At 53.9% G+C, this 15995-nt stretch carries 16 protein-coding genes; all 16 read right to left on the bottom strand.

Features of this window, described 5'->3' with window-relative positions:
• Positions 1 to 46 precede the first annotated feature (46 nt).
• Positions 47 to 2704 (bottom strand): motility associated factor glycosyltransferase family protein, encoded by a 2658-nt coding sequence (locus DPEP_RS09970; RefSeq protein ID WP_198003066.1) that lies wholly within the window; start codon positions 2702 to 2704, stop codon positions 47 to 49.
• A 26-nt stretch (positions 2705 to 2730) separates the two neighbouring features.
• Positions 2731 to 2979 carry a carbon storage regulator CsrA gene (gene csrA / locus DPEP_RS09965; RefSeq protein ID WP_005661788.1) on the bottom strand — a complete coding sequence of 83 codons (249 nt, stop codon included), beginning with the start codon at positions 2977 to 2979 and terminating at the stop codon, positions 2731 to 2733.
• A gap of 3 nt (positions 2980 to 2982) precedes the next feature.
• Entirely contained in the window at positions 2983 to 3486 is a 504-nt protein-coding gene (gene fliW, locus DPEP_RS09960) for a flagellar assembly protein FliW (protein ID WP_005661786.1), read from the bottom strand.
• A complete protein-coding gene (flgL, locus tag DPEP_RS09955; protein WP_005661785.1) occupies positions 3483 to 6575 on the bottom strand; it encodes a flagellar hook-associated protein FlgL in 3093 nt (1030 codons plus the stop codon). The genes fliW and flgL overlap by 4 nt, the downstream gene beginning before the upstream one ends.
• A 12-nt stretch (positions 6576 to 6587) precedes the next feature.
• Positions 6588 to 9158 (bottom strand): flagellar hook-associated protein FlgK, encoded by a 2571-nt coding sequence (gene flgK / locus DPEP_RS09950; protein ID WP_005661783.1) that lies wholly within the window; start codon positions 9156 to 9158, stop codon positions 6588 to 6590.
• An 11-nt stretch (positions 9159 to 9169) separates the two neighbouring features.
• Positions 9170 to 9613, bottom strand: coding sequence for a flagellar export chaperone FlgN (gene flgN / locus DPEP_RS09945; RefSeq protein ID WP_005661781.1), 444 nt, complete (start codon positions 9611 to 9613; stop codon positions 9170 to 9172).
• Between the two features lies 1 nt (position 9614).
• Entirely contained in the window at positions 9615 to 9905 is a 291-nt protein-coding gene (locus DPEP_RS09940; protein ID WP_005661778.1) for a flagellar biosynthesis anti-sigma factor FlgM, read from the bottom strand.
• Positions 9906 to 9990: 85 nt separating this feature from the next.
• Positions 9991 to 10377, bottom strand: a complete 387-nt coding sequence (locus tag DPEP_RS12885) for a hypothetical protein (RefSeq protein ID WP_005661776.1) — start codon at positions 10375 to 10377, stop codon at positions 9991 to 9993.
• The gene (locus DPEP_RS09930; protein WP_050771325.1) at positions 10368 to 11063 is read right to left on the bottom strand and encodes a ComF family protein; all 696 of its coding nucleotides are present in this window, start codon (positions 11061 to 11063) and stop codon (positions 10368 to 10370) included. Before DPEP_RS09930 ends, DPEP_RS12885 begins: the two co-directional genes overlap by 10 nt.
• A complete protein-coding gene (locus DPEP_RS09925) occupies positions 11042 to 11461 on the bottom strand; it encodes a GNAT family N-acetyltransferase (protein ID WP_005661771.1) in 420 nt (139 codons plus the stop codon). Before DPEP_RS09925 ends, DPEP_RS09930 begins: the two co-directional genes overlap by 22 nt.
• A 5-nt stretch (positions 11462 to 11466) precedes the next feature.
• The gene (locus DPEP_RS09920; RefSeq protein ID WP_005661770.1) at positions 11467 to 12621 is read right to left on the bottom strand and encodes a DUF3084 domain-containing protein; all 1155 of its coding nucleotides are present in this window, start codon (positions 12619 to 12621) and stop codon (positions 11467 to 11469) included.
• Complete coding sequence (locus DPEP_RS09915; RefSeq protein ID WP_005661768.1) at positions 12618 to 13058, bottom strand: YkgJ family cysteine cluster protein; 441 nt, start codon at positions 13056 to 13058, stop codon at positions 12618 to 12620. The genes DPEP_RS09920 and DPEP_RS09915 overlap by 4 nt, the downstream gene beginning before the upstream one ends.
• Positions 13055 to 13366 carry a hypothetical protein gene (locus DPEP_RS09910; RefSeq protein WP_005661767.1) on the bottom strand — a complete coding sequence of 104 codons (312 nt, stop codon included), beginning with the start codon at positions 13364 to 13366 and terminating at the stop codon, positions 13055 to 13057. Before DPEP_RS09910 ends, DPEP_RS09915 begins: the two co-directional genes overlap by 4 nt.
• Positions 13367 to 13379: 13 nt before the next feature.
• The gene (locus tag DPEP_RS09905; RefSeq protein ID WP_005661766.1) at positions 13380 to 14489 is read right to left on the bottom strand and encodes a flagellar basal body P-ring protein FlgI; all 1110 of its coding nucleotides are present in this window, start codon (positions 14487 to 14489) and stop codon (positions 13380 to 13382) included.
• 15 nt (positions 14490 to 14504) lie between these two features.
• Positions 14505 to 15080, bottom strand: coding sequence for a flagellar basal body L-ring protein FlgH (locus DPEP_RS09900; protein WP_005661765.1), 576 nt, complete (start codon positions 15078 to 15080; stop codon positions 14505 to 14507).
• On the bottom strand, positions 15077 to 15991 hold the full coding sequence (gene flgA / locus DPEP_RS09895; RefSeq protein ID WP_005661764.1) for a flagellar basal body P-ring formation chaperone FlgA: 915 nt from the start codon (positions 15989 to 15991) through the stop codon (positions 15077 to 15079). The genes DPEP_RS09900 and flgA overlap by 4 nt, the downstream gene beginning before the upstream one ends.
• Between the last annotated feature and the right edge of the window lie 4 nt (positions 15992 to 15995).

The following is a 15995-nucleotide window of genomic DNA, read 5'->3' as shown; positions in this document are numbered from 1 at the left end:
GGCTTCCATGCCCATGTTTCGGATTACTAATTCGTCCCCCCTTTATCTATTGACTTGTTTCAGTTTCGGCCGTATCGATCCACACCTTGAGACCGAATTTTTCAAGAGCTTGTACCGTAACCGTAGGAAATATCAATCCCTCTAATCCTGCCGTAGGAATCCAATGGGCCAGCCAATCCAGGTGCTTTTTCGACCCTTCGACAATGAGACCGTCAGAGGCCTCCAAACAACGGGCCGAGGTGGTGGCGAGCCATTCCACGAAGGGAGAGACCGCAACTACGAAATTTTCATGGGATTCGTCGGCTTGCAGGTCCAATATCATATCCCTGACGACATCCATAGCTCCTACAAGATCGTCATGTCTAATGGCCAGCTCCGCCTTATTTCTTCCCCTGGCGACACTAAACTTCAGAGATCGTACCGTCTCTCCCATGTCGGAGAAAAAGCGCGAGAGTTCCCTGAGCTGATCGACGTTTCTGGAGGAGATCTCCTCCATTATGGCCTTAAGATCCTCGTCGTCCGGCAGATAACGCATAGCGTTGGATGCCAATTCCATAGCCTCCTCAAGGTTGGGAACCCTACACAGGTCGTGGGAGGCGCTCATAACTGCCCAGTCCCGGAGGAATCTACCGGCAAAATCCACGGGAACGGAGGTATCCTCCATCAGGGAGGCCCCTTTCGCCATGAAGAGGCATGCCTCCTCCGATCTCCCCCTGGAAGACAAAAAACGGGCCAGTGACCACAGGTCCTCCGGCCCGAAATCGCCCTCCACGACGGGATCCATGCGACAGAGCAACTCAGAGAGCGCCACCATGAGGTCGGATTTATCCGTGGTTCCGTCGATTTTTTCGAGAAGATCCATCGCAGAATCCCTGTCGGCGGTCGTATCAGTGTCGAACGGTACCACCGACCGTGCGTAGTTTAGCCACTGGTCCAAAAATGCGACGTTAGCCCTGTGAGATCGGACTATTTCGCGATGGACCCTTTCCCAACGGGAGACCGACTCCACGTTGTCCATCATTCTGGTCTCCGCCATGGCAGTTCCAGCCAAGTAGGTGTAGCTCTGACCTATAAAGGAGAGAACAGGATTGGCCGCATGTATTTTGTCCAATAACTCCGCAACTTTGAACCCCTTGTCCCTCCTCCTGGAGGGGGGCAAGGCAGGGGCCGTTGCGCCTTCGATCAAATCGTCCATTTCGTCCAACATCCGGACGCACCATTCGAGATCCCCTCTGGCCGAGTCTATACGAGCCAGTATAGATTCCCGCTCCTCGGACCAACCCCGTCGGTCCGTCTTTAAAAGGTAAGAAAGGTCTACCGGTTCGAAAGACTTGGAGGATACGTGTTCCTCCAGATATTCGACCAGGGATATCACCTCGGTGCCCTTTATCAAGGCTCCTCCTTCGGTGCAGTCATAAACTTTTTTCTGCGTGGCGGCTATTATCCTCTCGAATATCTGGATAAAGGTCAACCAAAGGTCGTGGGTCTCCACCGTACCACCCATGGAGGCGGGAACCGTTAGCCTTGCCTTACTCTTTTCGATGGATTCTATAGCCTGACCAACCGCTCCTCCGACGTGGGTCTCGCCGGACGGAGCATAAGCCAGATCCTGACCTATCAAGGCCACAGAAGAAGCTTCCGAATAGATAGCCAGAGTCAGGGCCATATGAGCAACAGACAGGCCCGAATAGAGTCGATCCCTGTGAAGCAACGCTCCTACATACCATTCGTCGACGGGAACGCCTTTTTTGCCTATCACCACGACAGGGCCAGGCCATCGTCCCGCCGTCATAGGGTAGCTGACCGACTGGGACAAAAGCACTATATTGTGGCACTCATCGGGATATTCGTCCAGAACCCTCTGACACCAGATTTTGTAGCTGAGATAGGGCCTCTCTATAGTCGTTACGACGTGGGGAACGATACCCCGCCTGAGAAGGGGCAGAAGCACCGTGTCGCATGCGACGATGACGCATTTATTTTCCATGCCCTTGATCAAATCCACGTTCTTCTCCAGCGACGGCCCGGCGGCTACGCAGATGAATGGCCTTCCTCCGAAGGCATCCTTGAGAGACTTCATAGAAATTCCCTTTAGAATCCTCGGGGTGTTGAGAACCGCATGTCGAAATCCTAGAAGGGTGTCCTCCGGCGAGTTCCCCAGCAGGGTGAGTCTGTAAACCACCTCGGTACGGAAGAACTCACCAAGGTTTTTTAGTTCAGGAACCGTCTCCACCTCTCCCCCATGATATTCGGAGTGCATGTTGGCGGCCGGGAATATCCCCATGGGTACCAAGGTCCAGTCCATTAGCTCGTCCATTAAAGGACGGTCGTCGGACACCAGGAAACAAAGGCGGCATCCTCGAGGCAATGCCATAAAAGCCGAGGTAAGGGAGAGGGTATGGAGTATCAGATCTAAAGAGGGCTCGACAACGATTACCGCCAGGGCCTCCTGAGGCAGGGCCTTGAGCATCTTGAAGAGATAGGGAGGCGTTCCTATCCCGAACAGAGCGTAGACCGGCACCTTTACGTGTTTGAAGTTGAACGCCGGTTCCTTCTCGAAAAAAGGTGATTCCGTAATGCCCGAGACCCATTTGCCGTTAGGTGTTTCACGGAAAATCGGTTTCATAGGAGAATCTCCGAGTTCCTCTAGCCTTGCCCTCAATCGTTTTACCAGTAAAGGCTGATGCCCCTCCAGTTTTTCCAAATTTTTTTCTAGTAGAGCTCTATCCATCACGAGGCATCACCCCTCTTCGTAGACCTTAAAATGTTATCTAGGTTTATATCGCCTCCTAGTTCTATCGAGGCGGCCTGACGGTTGGCATCGGCTATTTCATCGAAGAGTTCTGATCTCCATATAGGGACGTTTTTAGGAGCCACGAATCCCAACTTAACGGTGTCTCCTTTTACCTCGAGTATCCTGAGAGTTATATCCTCTCCTATTTTCATTCCCTCTCCGACTTTGCGGGATAAAACCAACATAGGTTATTCCCCGTTTAGAGACGACTGCTGAATTTTACTTTTCATCTCGTCTCTTTGAGCCTGATTCCACAAAGGGCGACGAAGAGTCAGGGATTCATCCGGCAATATGGCCTGAAGCATCAACCGAGAGGAAAGCCCTATCAATATGGGGGCTCTCATGTTGACGGTCATATCCCATATCGCTCCGGAAGGAACAGTAAGAATTAAAAGGATCCCTAGGTCTCTTTCGTCCTCGGCTTTCACTTCATCTAGAAATTCTCGAGGGATTTTCACCGAGTAATCGGAAAAAAGCTGCTGAGGAACGGCTACCGGCAGAGCAAGACCTCCGTCCTCTAAATTCTGAAGATGTTTTACGGTTGAGTCATCCTCGCCTACCAGTAACCATCTGCGCATATCCTCGAATCCCGGGATCCCCTTAGGCGATAGAAAAATCATGCTTTCCTCGTATTTCACGTCACCGAAACGGCTCGTCGAGATCGTCAACGTTTTAGACATTTTTTTCGTCATGACAGAAAGTCCACCAACGTAGGCTGGATTATCCTGGCTATGGTGGCAAGTCCGGCCTGATAGACCGACTGGGCCGACATGTATTCCATGGCCATCTTGGCCAGATCGGTGTCGCTTATGGAGCTGTACAGCTCGGTGTAGTTGCCGTTGTTCTGGGTCAGCCTGCTGGAGCTGCCCTCATATCGTTTGACCAAGGCCCCCTCCTCTGTACGGCACTTGAGAAGGGAGTCTATCTCGTTATCTATGTCGCCTAGGAGCGTGGTTATTGCCTCGCTGTCCTGCCCCTTGACCGCGTCTATGAGATCCTCCATCATTCCGAAAAAATCGGTCTGGCGATAGTCGGCCCCGGTTCGTCTCGTTACAACCTGACCGTAGGGGCCCGTTCCTCCGTGGTCAGGGCTGGTGATGGTAGCGGCCCCGAAAAAGTCGTTAGCCAGATCTCCCGATACGGTTATCTCGTACCCCTTGGGAGATGTCAGTATGACATGATCGTCTCCGGCCTGGTCGGTGTATAGCTGAGCCTCTACGTCCTGTCCCTGAAAACGGGAGTTTATGAGGTCCACCACCGAGGTCATCTCGTCGTGGCTCAGAACTCCGCTTCCGTCGGCATCGAGCTCTCTGAGGTCCATCGTGTGCTCGTATCCGTCCACCGAAATGGAGAGAGTGTTCGTGCTGTCGTCGACGACGACCGGACCGGCAGGCAGAGCGGCCCCCCTGATCGCAGTGTCTATGCCGAAAGCTGCCGCCGCACCGGGACCACCTGCCGTCATGGCGGCCGGTTCCAGGTCGTAGACGTTGACGGCGGAGCCGTCTTTTGCCGATATAGAGAGCCTAACGTCGTTGGTGCCGTCGTCCAGATCGGTATCGACGTAGGATACGTTAAGCCAGTTCCCGGCATATTTGCGAAGTTTTTCGGAAAAATCCTTCATGGTATCTCCCGGAGCCACGGATATATCCACGGACCGCCCCAGGGCCTCTATGCGCATAACCCCTCCGGAGCCGGTATCTACGGCCAGATTTTCCGCAACGGATTCTCCCTGTATCCCCGAAGCAATGCCGCTTTGGAGGGCAAGACCGGCGCTGTATTCGTCCACTGAAGGATCTCCGAAGGAACGATCGACGAATTGAAGCGGCTCTCCGGAGGTGGCGAATAGTGCCACTCCTCCCGAGGAAAGCTCCTTGTAGCCGATGAGGTCCTCGCCGTCGGGGCCCTTACCTACCTGACGCTGAATTTCCCGAGCCATCTTGACGTTGTCCACCACTCCGCCTGTCGCTACGTCATCGGAGTAAAGTTTAAGATCATAGTCCCTCTCTCCTACCGACACGGTCATACGAGCAGGCATGTTGGGATCTAGATCTCCTCCGGTGGGAAATTCCGCCGCTCCCTGAGCGTAGACGGCGGTGGACAGTCCCATAGACTGAATTAGCGAGGTGTTCGCATTTGTTCCATCGGTGGCTAGGTCCATCATGCTTACAGGAGCTCCTGCGTCTTTGGCCCTGATGACCAGGCGCTGGGTTCCGTTTTCGAGGTTACTTCCGGATACGTTCGGACCAGCCACTCCGTCTCCCGGATCGGTCTGCACGACCACTTCGAGCCAATCTCCCGCTACGGCCCTTATCTCCTGGGCCAGGTCCTCCAATGTCATGTCCGGTCCGGAGTTGACCAGAATTTCCGCTTTGTTCTTTCCAGACTGTATGTAGAAGTTCACCTTGTTCGTGTCCGAAAGTCCGGAAGCGATGGTAGCCCCTTCAGAATATTCGGTTCCCTGAAGGGATGTCTCCATTCCCAGTAAACCCATAAGGCCTATATGACTGTGATCGTGAGGCTTGGAAACTGCTTCGGAGGCGACCGGGTCGGGACCGAAAAGGTTTGTCGCTCCACCCTCGGGAGTTACGTTGAGTTTTACGTTCTCATCGCTGGAGACTACGATGAGTTTGGCGGAAGACGTTCCGGAATTTATTACCTTACCGACCAAACCTTCCTGTCCGGAGATCTGGTCGGCCATCTGATCCAAGGTCATTCCGGCGGTGAAGTTCAGTGTAGTGATATTCTGGCTATCGTCTATAGCTATTTCGATCGAGCCGTCCGATGGAAGAACGTAGCCGCCAGGAACGGAGTCATCCACTGCAAGTGATTCTACTGCCTGGTTCATCGGTATATCGTCCGTTTCGGGCCAGGATGTCATGGAGATAGGTTCTCCTGTATGGCTGCGAATCTCCAGCTTTTGAGTGCCTGCGTCCTCGTCTTTTATTACCTGAACCGACACGAGCTTCCCGGCGTCTCCCATATTGACCGAGCTCTCTATGGTCTCGGCTATATCGTCCAAGGACATAGGGTGAAGCTCTCCGGGATCTCTGAATCTGTTGTAGTCGGTAAGGGTAGAGCTGTCGTAGTTATCGTCCTCCCAGTCTTCCTCGGGTATCCTGATCTTAACTGAACGATCTCCGACCTGGATCTGTATTATCTCGTTTCTGCCGGTCCACTCGAAATCGGCGGGAACGTCGGCACTCCTCAGGGTATATTGGGTGTAGTCATCGGGGAAGACCTCTTTGCCCGTCACGGATACGTCGCTGACTATGCCACGCTCCATCTCGAACTGAACCCTGTAGTCATTTCCGGCATATATCACGTGCCCTTCCTCGTCCCTCTGGAAGGCGGGCACGGAGGTCGCTGCGCCGGAGAGGAGATATCGACCCTCAACGCTGTAGTTGGCGGCCTCCCTTATTCCCTCCTGAAGCTCTATCATCTCCTGAGCGATTGCATCCATCTCCTCGTCGTTCAAGGCACCGCTTCCGGCACGAACGGAGAGGGATCTAACCCGATCTATCATCTCACCTATCTGATTGAGAGCCGAATCGGTGTTCTTCAACCAGGTAAGACCGTCGTTCATATTTCTTATATATTGCTCGTTTTCGTATATGGTGGTGCTGAGGGAGAGCTCCCTGGTCACGTCTATAGGCGAGTCCGAGGGTTTATGGTGGAGCTTTCCCGTCGAGCCCTGTTTGTTCATCTTAAGAAGACGGGCCAAGTTGTTGTGCATGTCCGTCATCATGCCACCGTACATCATGGAGTTACTGACCCTTCTCATGGGTTACCCTCCTTACAGGCCGACGCGGCCCATGCCGTTTATCACCCTGTCGAGCATCTCGTCCAGGGTCGTTACGTAACGGGAGATGGCGTTGAAGGACTGCTGAAACTGCATTATCTGCATCATCTCCTCGTCTATGTTGACCCCCATGACCGACTGTCTCTGAGAGCTTATCTGGTCCACTAAGGTGGTCTGGTTGGACAGCATGGCCTGAGATCTCTGGCTTTCCACCCCAAGCCTTGCGATGAAATCCTCGTAATATTCGTTGAAGGTGGCGCTGTCGCCGGCCATTACCTTGGCCTGTTTCAGCTGGGCCATGGCGATGGCGTTGTCCCCGTTGCCCTCGCCTTTGGACTGGCCGTTTCCGTCGTCGGCGGAAGCGGCGAAGAGCCCGGAGGCCTGCACCAACTGATCGTTCACGGAGAGATTCCTGGAAGCTCCCGACATAACGGAGGTCGGAGAGAAGAAGGCCGTTCCTGTTATGTCCGAATAGTCCCCGCTTCCGTGACCGGCATAGTGTACTGCGTTCATCTCGTTTATCAGGTTGTAGGCTATGGCGTCGAAGGATTCCAGGTGCTGCAATATTACGTCGTCCCTGACCTCCATAAGGGCGTTTATCTCTCCTCCGGAGACGTGATGTTCCACCCTTATGGCGGAGCTGCCTGTGTCCTTCAGGCTGAGAACTATGCCCGAAGCGACATCCTCCATGGAAGAAGCCTTATATCCGTCGGAAGCGGATATTTTTCGAGCTTGCCGAAACTCGTTGAAAGAGGACAGATAGCGATCGTCGTCCACCATCACCAATGCATCCGTAGAGGTGGAGAGGGTTTCGGTGGAGTATTCCGCGGCGGTTCCCCCCATAAGCCCGAGACGTCTGGCGGCATAGGAATCTCCTGCATCGGATCCCATAACGTTTATTCTGCTGGACTCGCCTACCACGTCGCTTTCCAAGACTAGGTAGTAGTCTCCGCCTCCGTCGCTTTTCACCGATGCGTGGAGCCATTCCGACGGATCGTCGGGCATTCCATCGCCGTTGTTATAAGCACCGTTTATCTTGTTCGCTATTGATCTAAGGGTGTCGTCGTTGTCTATCTCGACCGTTACCACCGGAGCGTCGTTCTCGAGTCCCAGCGTTCCGGAAAGTAGGTCTCCCTTCATGTCGTTGAAGGAGAGAAGATGGTCGTCGCCGGACTTTATCACCAGACGGTCTACCGATCCGGAGCTCTCTACGTATACCTCCAACCGGCCTCCCACACCGGTGTCGTTCTGAAGAAAGGACTGAAGCTCATCGAGGGAAAGCTCTCCACCTGCGGACACCGTGCCGGAAGAGCTGTTGCCGCAGCGGCTGGACATCTCCCATTCCGACGTCGCAGAGTTCCAGGAAACCGTTACGTACATTTCCTCGGGATTGCCCGGCATGGAGTTCAGGTCTTGAGAGGCTATTCTGAAGGTATACTCGGTACGATCGGTTCCTCCGGGAAACTTGAGAAGCACAGGGCTTCCCATTTCGTTGTTCATCTGGTTGCCGGTGGCTCTGACTCCGGAGGATCCAACCTGCAGTCTGATGGTTCCCTCTATGTTCATGGCCTCGTCCGGATCGCTCACCGGCAGTCGACCGACGGCTCCGTTTATGGTTCCCCCTCCGACTTTCCAGGTCGTCTCGCTGGCAAGCCTTTCTACCGCCACGGAATGGATCGCCTCGGAGGCCTTTTGGCCTATCGAAGCGGTCAAAACGTCGGTATCTGAGACGTGATCGAAGGTATTGTCCTCGACCTGGACGTCATAGAAACCGGAGTTACCTGGAACGGACTTCAATTCGAGATGTCTGGCCTTATCTCCCTGAACCAATATCCTTCCGCCGAGATATATCTTGTACTCGCCGTCCTCCATATCGGAAGGGGCGCTTACTTCACAATCTATAAGAGAGCAGAGCTTTTCGGCCAACAGGTCCCTCCGATCGTAAAGGTCGTTAGGGTTACCGCCGGTTCCCTCGACCTCCCTTATCGTAAGGTTCAGGGCGGAGATCTGGTCTATATAGGTGTTGGCCTCGTTCACAGCCAGGGAAACTTGTTCGTTCAATCCGGTCCTGTACTCTTCGTAATTTCTAGAGAGACTGTCCAGATAGGTTCCCAAGGTTCCTGCCTTGGATATCAGGTTTTCCCTGGCGGAGGAACTGTCCGCATTTTTGGAAGCTTCCTGAAGAGCGGCCCAGAAATCGTCTAAACCGACCCTTACGCTCTCTCCGTTGGGCTCGTTGACGAAGGTCTCTAGGGTGTCCAGACCTTGAGTCATTATGTCCCAATACCCCTTTACCGTGCTCTCCTCCCTGTATTGGAGATCGAGAAATTGGTCTCTGAGACGGACTATGGCATCCACCTTTACTCCCGTGCCGATCTGCCCTGGAAGAGCGGGACGATTCAGGCCCGGTTCGGTAAAAGGATCGGTAGAAGAAGCTTCAACTCTCTGGCGGGAATACCCCTCCACGTCCGCGTTGGAGATGTTATGACCGGATGTCTCGAATCCCTGACGGAAATAGCTGAGGGCCCTTCTTCCCATCTCGAACCCGAAAAAACTGTTGATCATGAGGCATTCACCTAACCTTTCAAGTCAAGAGACGATAGTGATTGATTTCCGCCTAAACGCCGCCATTCGTCTATAAGCATATCGTTAAGGGCCTTGTTTTCCTCGACAAGGGAGTTCAGCAACGCCATCTCGGACCGAGCAGATTCGACCGCGGCTCTCAGGGCTTTTCCCGCCTTCAGCATCGCCTCGGACTCCTCGAGCGTACCTGAGGCGGCCAGTTCATTCAAGGTCGGGGAGCATTTTCTGCTCTCGGCTATCTTATTGACGACCTGGATCCTCATGGACTCGGCGGTAATGGCCTCCTGATGGGCCTGATCCATGTCCTTGAGGAGGTCTTTCAAAAGTTCGAGGCGCCCCTCTTTGAGCGCCTCTCGCTGTTTCACGACCACGGACAGGACGCGATGGATCGCCTCCGTCTGCCGTTCGATCACCCCTACGATCTCAGACGACCACATATCAATCGGAAGACCTGGTCAGCCCGGCCGCTATCAGCTTGGCCGCCAATATTCCCATGTCGGGATCGTAGGAACCGGAATCTATGCTATCGGACATAGCCTGGACCTTGTCCTGCCTGACGTCCGATACTTTCCTGGATTCCATCATGGCCTTGCCCAGAGTCTGGGCGAAATCGCTTACCTCTACTCCGTCGATTTTTTTATCCGTGCCGACGTTGGAGTCGATTTTTTTACGGTTCTTTACGGGAGAACCGCCGTTGTATAAGTAGGATCCAACTATTTTATCTATCATCGTGACATCCCCCCCAGGAGCATCTGGTTATGTATCGGATTTCGGGGCCGACTCCTTAACAGGTAGAAGATCGCGAACTTTAACCTCATCTACTCCTGCGTTCCTGTCTAAACATGGTCTTTTTCTTGTGTTCCCCGTCGGAGGAAAAACCTTTTATCAGCTTTTCTCTACAGGTATCGCAGTACTCCTGCCCGGAGTGGACCTCTACGCCGCAGGACTTACAACGAGGCCTACCGTCGTCTTCTCCGGAGAGGCTTAAACGCCCTTGGTCCACCAGTACCTCTATGTATATAGAGTCTACATTCAGCATCTCGGACAAAGAGTAGGCGTCCAACCGGGAGCCGTGATGATCCCTTATGGCTTTTCTGGCGTTCATGTAGACTTCCTCCAGATCTTCCCAACAGGAAGGACATATATCCGCCGTGACGGTTGCGAAGACTTTGTCGCAGATCTTACAGTGTTTCAGCTCCATGATAGATCTCCTCTCTCGTTAGCGTTTATCGACCGACTCCACGTGATGGACAGAACGTTCTCGGCGCCGGCTTCGTAAAGAGCCTCCGCTCCTCTTAGAAGGGTGGTTCCGGTCGTCCTTACGTCGTCGACGAGGGTACAGCTCTGCCCCTTAAGATCGGGACCTCTCCAAAGGATGGAGTTTTTTGGCATACTCCTCCTGGCCTCGGCCCCAAGTTCCGACTGTTTTTCCGATGTCCTCCATTTCAGATGATCCGATAGAACTACACCCCAAACGTCCGATATCCCCATAGCCAACCATCGGGACTGGTTGTATCTTCTGGTACTTCCACGATGGAGAGGAATGGGCACTATGCGATTTTGGGGAAAGGGCATGGCTATGGCGGATCCCAGAGATCGTCCCATTATTCTTCCCATTCCCGACACACCGTGATATTTCATGGATAACACTAACTCTCTGGCCATGCCGGAGTGGACTGCTCCCGATACGGAAGGATAGCTATGGCCGTGAAGATGACAGGGAATATCCTCTCCGCATACCAGACATCGCAAGGGATTATCCCTAACCAGTTCGTCCGAACAGGAACGACAGAGGACGCTGGCCAATTTACCGCAAACGGGACAGCTTACCGGCCACAGAAAATGCAAGAAAAGGTCTATCGAGGTCATGAGTATTCTATAGGACACCGAAGCAACATCATCATGCCTTCCTTGGGCTCGAACCCCATGTTGGCCAGAAAAGGGCCCAGCTCGCTGCTGTAGGTGGTTATCATCGGGATATTCCTTATGGCAGGGTGTTCCAGGGCATACCCCATCAGGCTGGAACCGAGCCCTTGCCCCTGATGGTCCGGATGTACCACCACGTCCCATAAAGAGGCCCTGAAGACGAAATCGGTGATTATTCGACAAAAGGCGACCAACTCACATTCATAACGGACGGAAAAACAGAGGTCCGTGCCCTTGAGCATTCTCTCTATCTGCGATACGGAACGGCTTCTTCCCCATCGGGTAAATCGATACAACCCTTGAAGTTCCTCGGAAGAGAGTCCTATCTTGCTGTCGTAATACAGGTATTCCCGATCCATCTGGTCTACCCCTCGTCTAGACCGATCGACAAGGTCACCCTGACCGGTCCCTCGGTGTATATGTCCTCGGCAGCCAGCACCGACACGATTATCTGGGAGCTTTCGGTGTCCTTAAGCCTGTCTACCGCCTCGTAAAAATCGGTTGCGTCTATCTGCCCCACCGTCCTGGTGAAGGGATCCCTAAGGATACCGTCCCTGACCGCTATGGGGTTTACCTCCTTGAGAACCTCGTGGAGGACTCCCTCCGCCTCTGCTACATCGTTTACGGGGGGAACCGCTTTTCTGAATACGAGCTCGCCTTTTCTATACACTCTAACGCTCTCGTATACCCTGTAGCTGAGGGTGACTGGCTCTCCGGCGACCACGTTGGACAAAGCTCTCGCCCGGATTACCTTTCTGCTGTTTATGACGAGACATCGCGAGATCACCCGCTCCTCTTCCTGTTCGTCCTTCCCGATAGAGATGTCCTCCGGGGATATAGAGGCTCTTCTGGCCACTATAAATCTCACTTTATTCCTCAGATTGGACATTATCGAGAGCAAGTCTTCCCTGGACGCTCCCTCCTGAACGGTCTCCTGAGACAAAAGTTCGTCCGCAAAGGCCACTACACGTCCTTCTCTGACCGCCTCCAGACCTCTACGAAGGTTTACCGCCTCGGAACGAAGGGCCTCTATCTGTTCCTGAAGCTTCGCCCTCTGAGAGCGCAGCTCGGATATCTCCTTTCTGGTGGCCTCTAGCTCCGGGGTGAGAGAGTTCAGCTTCTCGTTCACATGAGCCAGTTCCTTTTCACTGTTTTCCAGCTTCTGGAGGCTTTCGACGTAGCGAATGCCCATTAGATCCGATTCGTCTCTAGCTTCCTGAAGCTGGGATGTTAGGTCCAGGACCTGTCTCTGAACGTATTTCAAGCTGAAGAGGGCGGTCCTGACGGTGTCGGAAGTCACAGCCAGAGCGGTCATTATTCCCATGGCTATAACCATGCCGGTTATGGCTGTTATAAGGGTGCTGGTATGTCTGGGCCTTAAGCCAAAAAGGGTGATCCTTTTTTTTGCGATTCTCATGCCTAACAGGTCGCCTAAGAAGGCCACCAGCGCACTGAGAAGGACGGTAAAAAATATCAACTGCCAATTCATCTCCGGCAAGGCATCGGCTAAGGATGTCAATTTACCATCTCCCCGAGGTATTTGACGTAGGAATCCAGTATCCCCTTTATTTCAGGACCGTCGTGCATGACTCCCTGGTCCATTCCGGGACACATTTTAGAGGCCTTCCGCCAGGATTCCGGGGTATCCAGTATCTCCGGCCAGAAGGGCCACGTCCTGCATTGAAGTGGACGTGTCGGGTATATGCGACATCTGGCGGTCGCAGGATCGTAGAAGAGACATTCGCCGTTCCATCTCTCGTCGATGCTGGGCAATCCCCATCTACCGGTTACATATCCTCTACGAAACTCCCCTAAGGATAGCCCCAGGCAGTAAGCTATTCTCATCTCCTCGTATCTGGAAAAGAAGATGGCGCCAGGTTCTCCTCTACAGCATCTTCCGCATCCTACACAGGAGAATCTAAGCCCTTCGAACCACCAGGGAGAGGATGCTTTCATGACTTCTCGATATCTTCGTCGGGCAGGGAGGACGCCAGAGAGTCGTAAAGGACCTTCCAAAGACCGTTGTCGTTCTGCCCCGCCAGGGCCTCCGAGGCCATCTCCACGGAGAGATCTTCCAATATCCCGAAGGGGCGATCGTCCTCGTCCTTGCCGCCGATCTCCCGGGCCTGTTTCATCATCTCTTTCCAGGTCTGGGCCATAAAGACGCTCTCGAAATCCTGACAGGCTTTCTTTAAGGTTTCGTGAGGGTCTTTTCGTCCTCCGCTTAAGCTGAGGGCCGATAGTTCGGAGTTGTCAATCTTCACCTCGGATACCTCCTTACATTACGTCCAGTTCGCCGTGAAGCGCACCGGCTCTATCTATCGCCTGCAATATTCCTATTACGTCTCTGGGAGAGGCTCCAACCGCGTTGATCGCGTCTACCAGCTGATCTACCGTGGTGGTGGCATCCATCTTTATGAAGGAACCTCTCTTCTCCTCCGCCTGGACCGTATCGTTGGCGTAGGGCGTGGTGACTCCACCCGAGAAAGGCTCAGGCTGGGATACCTGGTTTTCCTGGTCTATCCTGACCGTCAGGTCTCCGTGAGCCACTGCAACCGAGCTGATCTGGACGTTACCACCCATAACGACCGTTCCGGTTCTCTCGTTGACAACTACCTTGGCCTGCATATCCGGCGTAACCCTCATGCTTTCCATGTCGGCTATGAAGGCGGAAGGCGAGGCCATATAGGCTCCGGGAAGCTGTATCTGAACCCGTCCGGCGTCCAAGGCAGAGGCTATCGATCCGAATTTCCTGTTTATGGCGTCGGCTATCCTTCTGGAGGTGGTGAAGTCGGGGTTCCTGAGCAGAAGAGAGAGCCTGCCTCCGTAGGAAAATTCGGTTGAAACATCTCTCTCCACTATGGCCCCTCCGTTGACGCGTCCTACTGTGACGACATTTTTGGTCACGCTGGAGCCTCCTCTACCGGCGGAGAATCCACCGACCAGAACCGGACCCTGGGCGGCGGCATAGACGTTGCCGTTCGCTGCCTTAAGGGGGGTCTGTAGAAGGACGCCTCCCTGGAGGCTCTTGGCGTCTCCGAGGGTGCTCACGGTAACGTCGACAGTCTGTCCGGGACGAACGAAAGGAGGCAGTTCCGCCGTTACCGCCACCATGGCTACGTTTTTACTCTTGACGTCTTTATCCGACAAGGTAACTCCGAAGCGACGCATGAGGTTACGAAGAACCTGTATGGACATGTCCGACTTGTCCCCCGTCCCCTGAAGTCCCATAACAACACCGACCCCGGAAAGCTGGTTGCTTCTGACCCCTTCGATATCGGCCAGGTCTTTTATTCGTACCTCCGGACTTATAGGGGCACCGAGACTCAGTCCGGCCACGGAAAGAGAAACAGCAACGGACAAAAGGATCGCTTTTATTATCTTCATCTACACCGGGACCTCCTAGAAAATTGCCTGCAGGATCTGGGTCAATATGCCGGGCTTTTGCAGCCTGGTAAGGGTGCCCTTGCCGTCGACTATAAGATCCACGTTAGCGACTCTCTCGCTGGAGATAGTGTTATCTCCGTCGACGTCCTGAGGCCTGATGGCCCCTCTGAACCTCATTTTCAGGGTTTCGCCGTGGGTCTGGAGATCTCTGGTGCCCTCTATGACCAGGTTGCCGTTCGGGAGCACTTCCGTCACGACGCAGGTGACCTTGGCCCTGGTCCTGTAGCTTCTCTCAGAGGATCCGTCTCCTGTGCTGGTCGTGCTGGACGTAAGGCTCAGCCCCTTGATGAAGTCCAATATACCGGTTCCCTCGCTTACGTTAGCCCCACCCTCTTTGGTGGTCTCAGTCTTGGCCTCGTCCTCGGTATCCGTTCTCTCGTCGACCTCGACCATGACGATATCCCCTACTCTGGAAGGTCTGTCGTCTCCTATGTAGTTCGTGCCGTCCTGCCATAGGGATTGTCCAGACGCGCAGGAGATCGGAGTAGACGCCAGACAGACGGCCAGCATCACGATAGTTAAGGATTTCATTCACTCACCTCCACGGTTCCAGGCCCGGTCACTATTCCGAACACTATTTTTCTCGTTCTGTCGTTACGGACCTTTATCCTGTCCCCCAAAGCACCTCTGTCCATGGCTCTTCCCGACGTAGAGACCAACAGGGAGCCGCTACGGTATAACAACCGAATCAGATCGCCAGTTCGAATCAGCTCGGGCTCCTCAGTGATCCTTACGGTGAAGGGATCGCCTTTGGCCATGTCCCTCTCGACAGTCATTCCCACCAGGTCTTTGGGATCGTCGTAATATTTTCTGTTTCTTCTAACCTCTATGGCTGCGATCGCCAGGTCGGTGTTTTTTATATATACGCCTTTTCTAAGATAGCTGTCGGCGACTACCGCAGGAAGAAGCCATCGCAGCCTGGCGGGATATATCTGTTCTGCCCCGGCCACATCGAATCTGAGGTTTATCGCCTTAGCCCCGGGATAGAGGGAATCGGGAGGTACCAGCCTGCCCCCTTGGGGAAATCCGTCGGATTCTACCTCGAGGGCTCCTGTCCACCCGGAGTAGTTTCTAAGCCATCGCTCTATGTCGTTTTCACGTCGAAAGGGCACATTGTCCGCCATGACAAGCCTGAGAGATACCCCGCCTATTCCAGCCTGGGTAAGGGCGGTTACGACGTCCTCCGGGGTTATTGTATTTCCGGAGGGTCTCAATATAGCGGAGGAGCTCCCTGTCAATATCTCTGGAGAGTCGCAGGCGACGTAGGCAACGTCCTTCAGCCTGATCGGTCCGGACGGGACGACCGCTCCCGATTTGATCTCCACAGAAAGCTCCAATGCCTCGGCAGAAAAGGACAACACCGAAACCGCTATCATCGACACTATTATACGACAGAGGCGGGCCCTCAGGAGGACCCGCCGCCCGGCGTTTGAGGATACCATCCAG

This window comes from Dethiosulfovibrio peptidovorans DSM 11002 (assembly GCF_000172975.1).
In the GTDB taxonomy this organism is placed as follows: domain Bacteria; phylum Synergistota; class Synergistia; order Synergistales; family Dethiosulfovibrionaceae; genus Dethiosulfovibrio; species Dethiosulfovibrio peptidovorans.
The sequence above is the reverse complement of the archived record's forward strand: the minus strand, read 5'-3'. Positions and strand labels throughout refer to the sequence as shown.

What these genes read in the sequence shown, in the direction of transcription:
- DPEP_RS09925 (WP_005661771.1), bottom strand. Translation starts at nt 11,461, where the DNA reads ATGGATCGGGAATACCTGTATTACGACAGCAAGATAGGACTCTCTTCC.
- flgA (WP_005661764.1), bottom strand. Translation starts at nt 15,991, where the DNA reads ATGGTATCCTCAAACGCCGGGCGGCGGGTCCTCCTGAGGGCCCGCCTC.
- DPEP_RS09915 (WP_005661768.1), bottom strand. Translation starts at nt 13,058, where the DNA reads ATGAAAGCATCCTCTCCCTGGTGGTTCGAAGGGCTTAGATTCTCCTGT.
- DPEP_RS12885 (WP_005661776.1), bottom strand. Translation starts at nt 10,377, where the DNA reads ATGGAGCTGAAACACTGTAAGATCTGCGACAAAGTCTTCGCAACCGTC.
- DPEP_RS09905 (WP_005661766.1), bottom strand. Translation starts at nt 14,489, where the DNA reads ATGAAGATAATAAAAGCGATCCTTTTGTCCGTTGCTGTTTCTCTTTCC.
- DPEP_RS09900 (WP_005661765.1), bottom strand. Translation starts at nt 15,080, where the DNA reads ATGAAATCCTTAACTATCGTGATGCTGGCCGTCTGTCTGGCGTCTACT.
- flgL (WP_005661785.1), bottom strand. Translation starts at nt 6,575, where the DNA reads ATGAGAAGGGTCAGTAACTCCATGATGTACGGTGGCATGATGACGGAC.
- flgN (WP_005661781.1), bottom strand. Translation starts at nt 9,613, where the DNA reads ATGTGGTCGTCTGAGATCGTAGGGGTGATCGAACGGCAGACGGAGGCG.
- fliW (WP_005661786.1), bottom strand. Translation starts at nt 3,486, where the DNA reads ATGACGAAAAAAATGTCTAAAACGTTGACGATCTCGACGAGCCGTTTC.
- flgK (WP_005661783.1), bottom strand. Translation starts at nt 9,158, where the DNA reads ATGATCAACAGTTTTTTCGGGTTCGAGATGGGAAGAAGGGCCCTCAGC.
- csrA (WP_005661788.1), bottom strand. Translation starts at nt 2,979, where the DNA reads ATGTTGGTTTTATCCCGCAAAGTCGGAGAGGGAATGAAAATAGGAGAG.
- DPEP_RS09940 (WP_005661778.1), bottom strand. Translation starts at nt 9,905, where the DNA reads ATGATAGATAAAATAGTTGGATCCTACTTATACAACGGCGGTTCTCCC.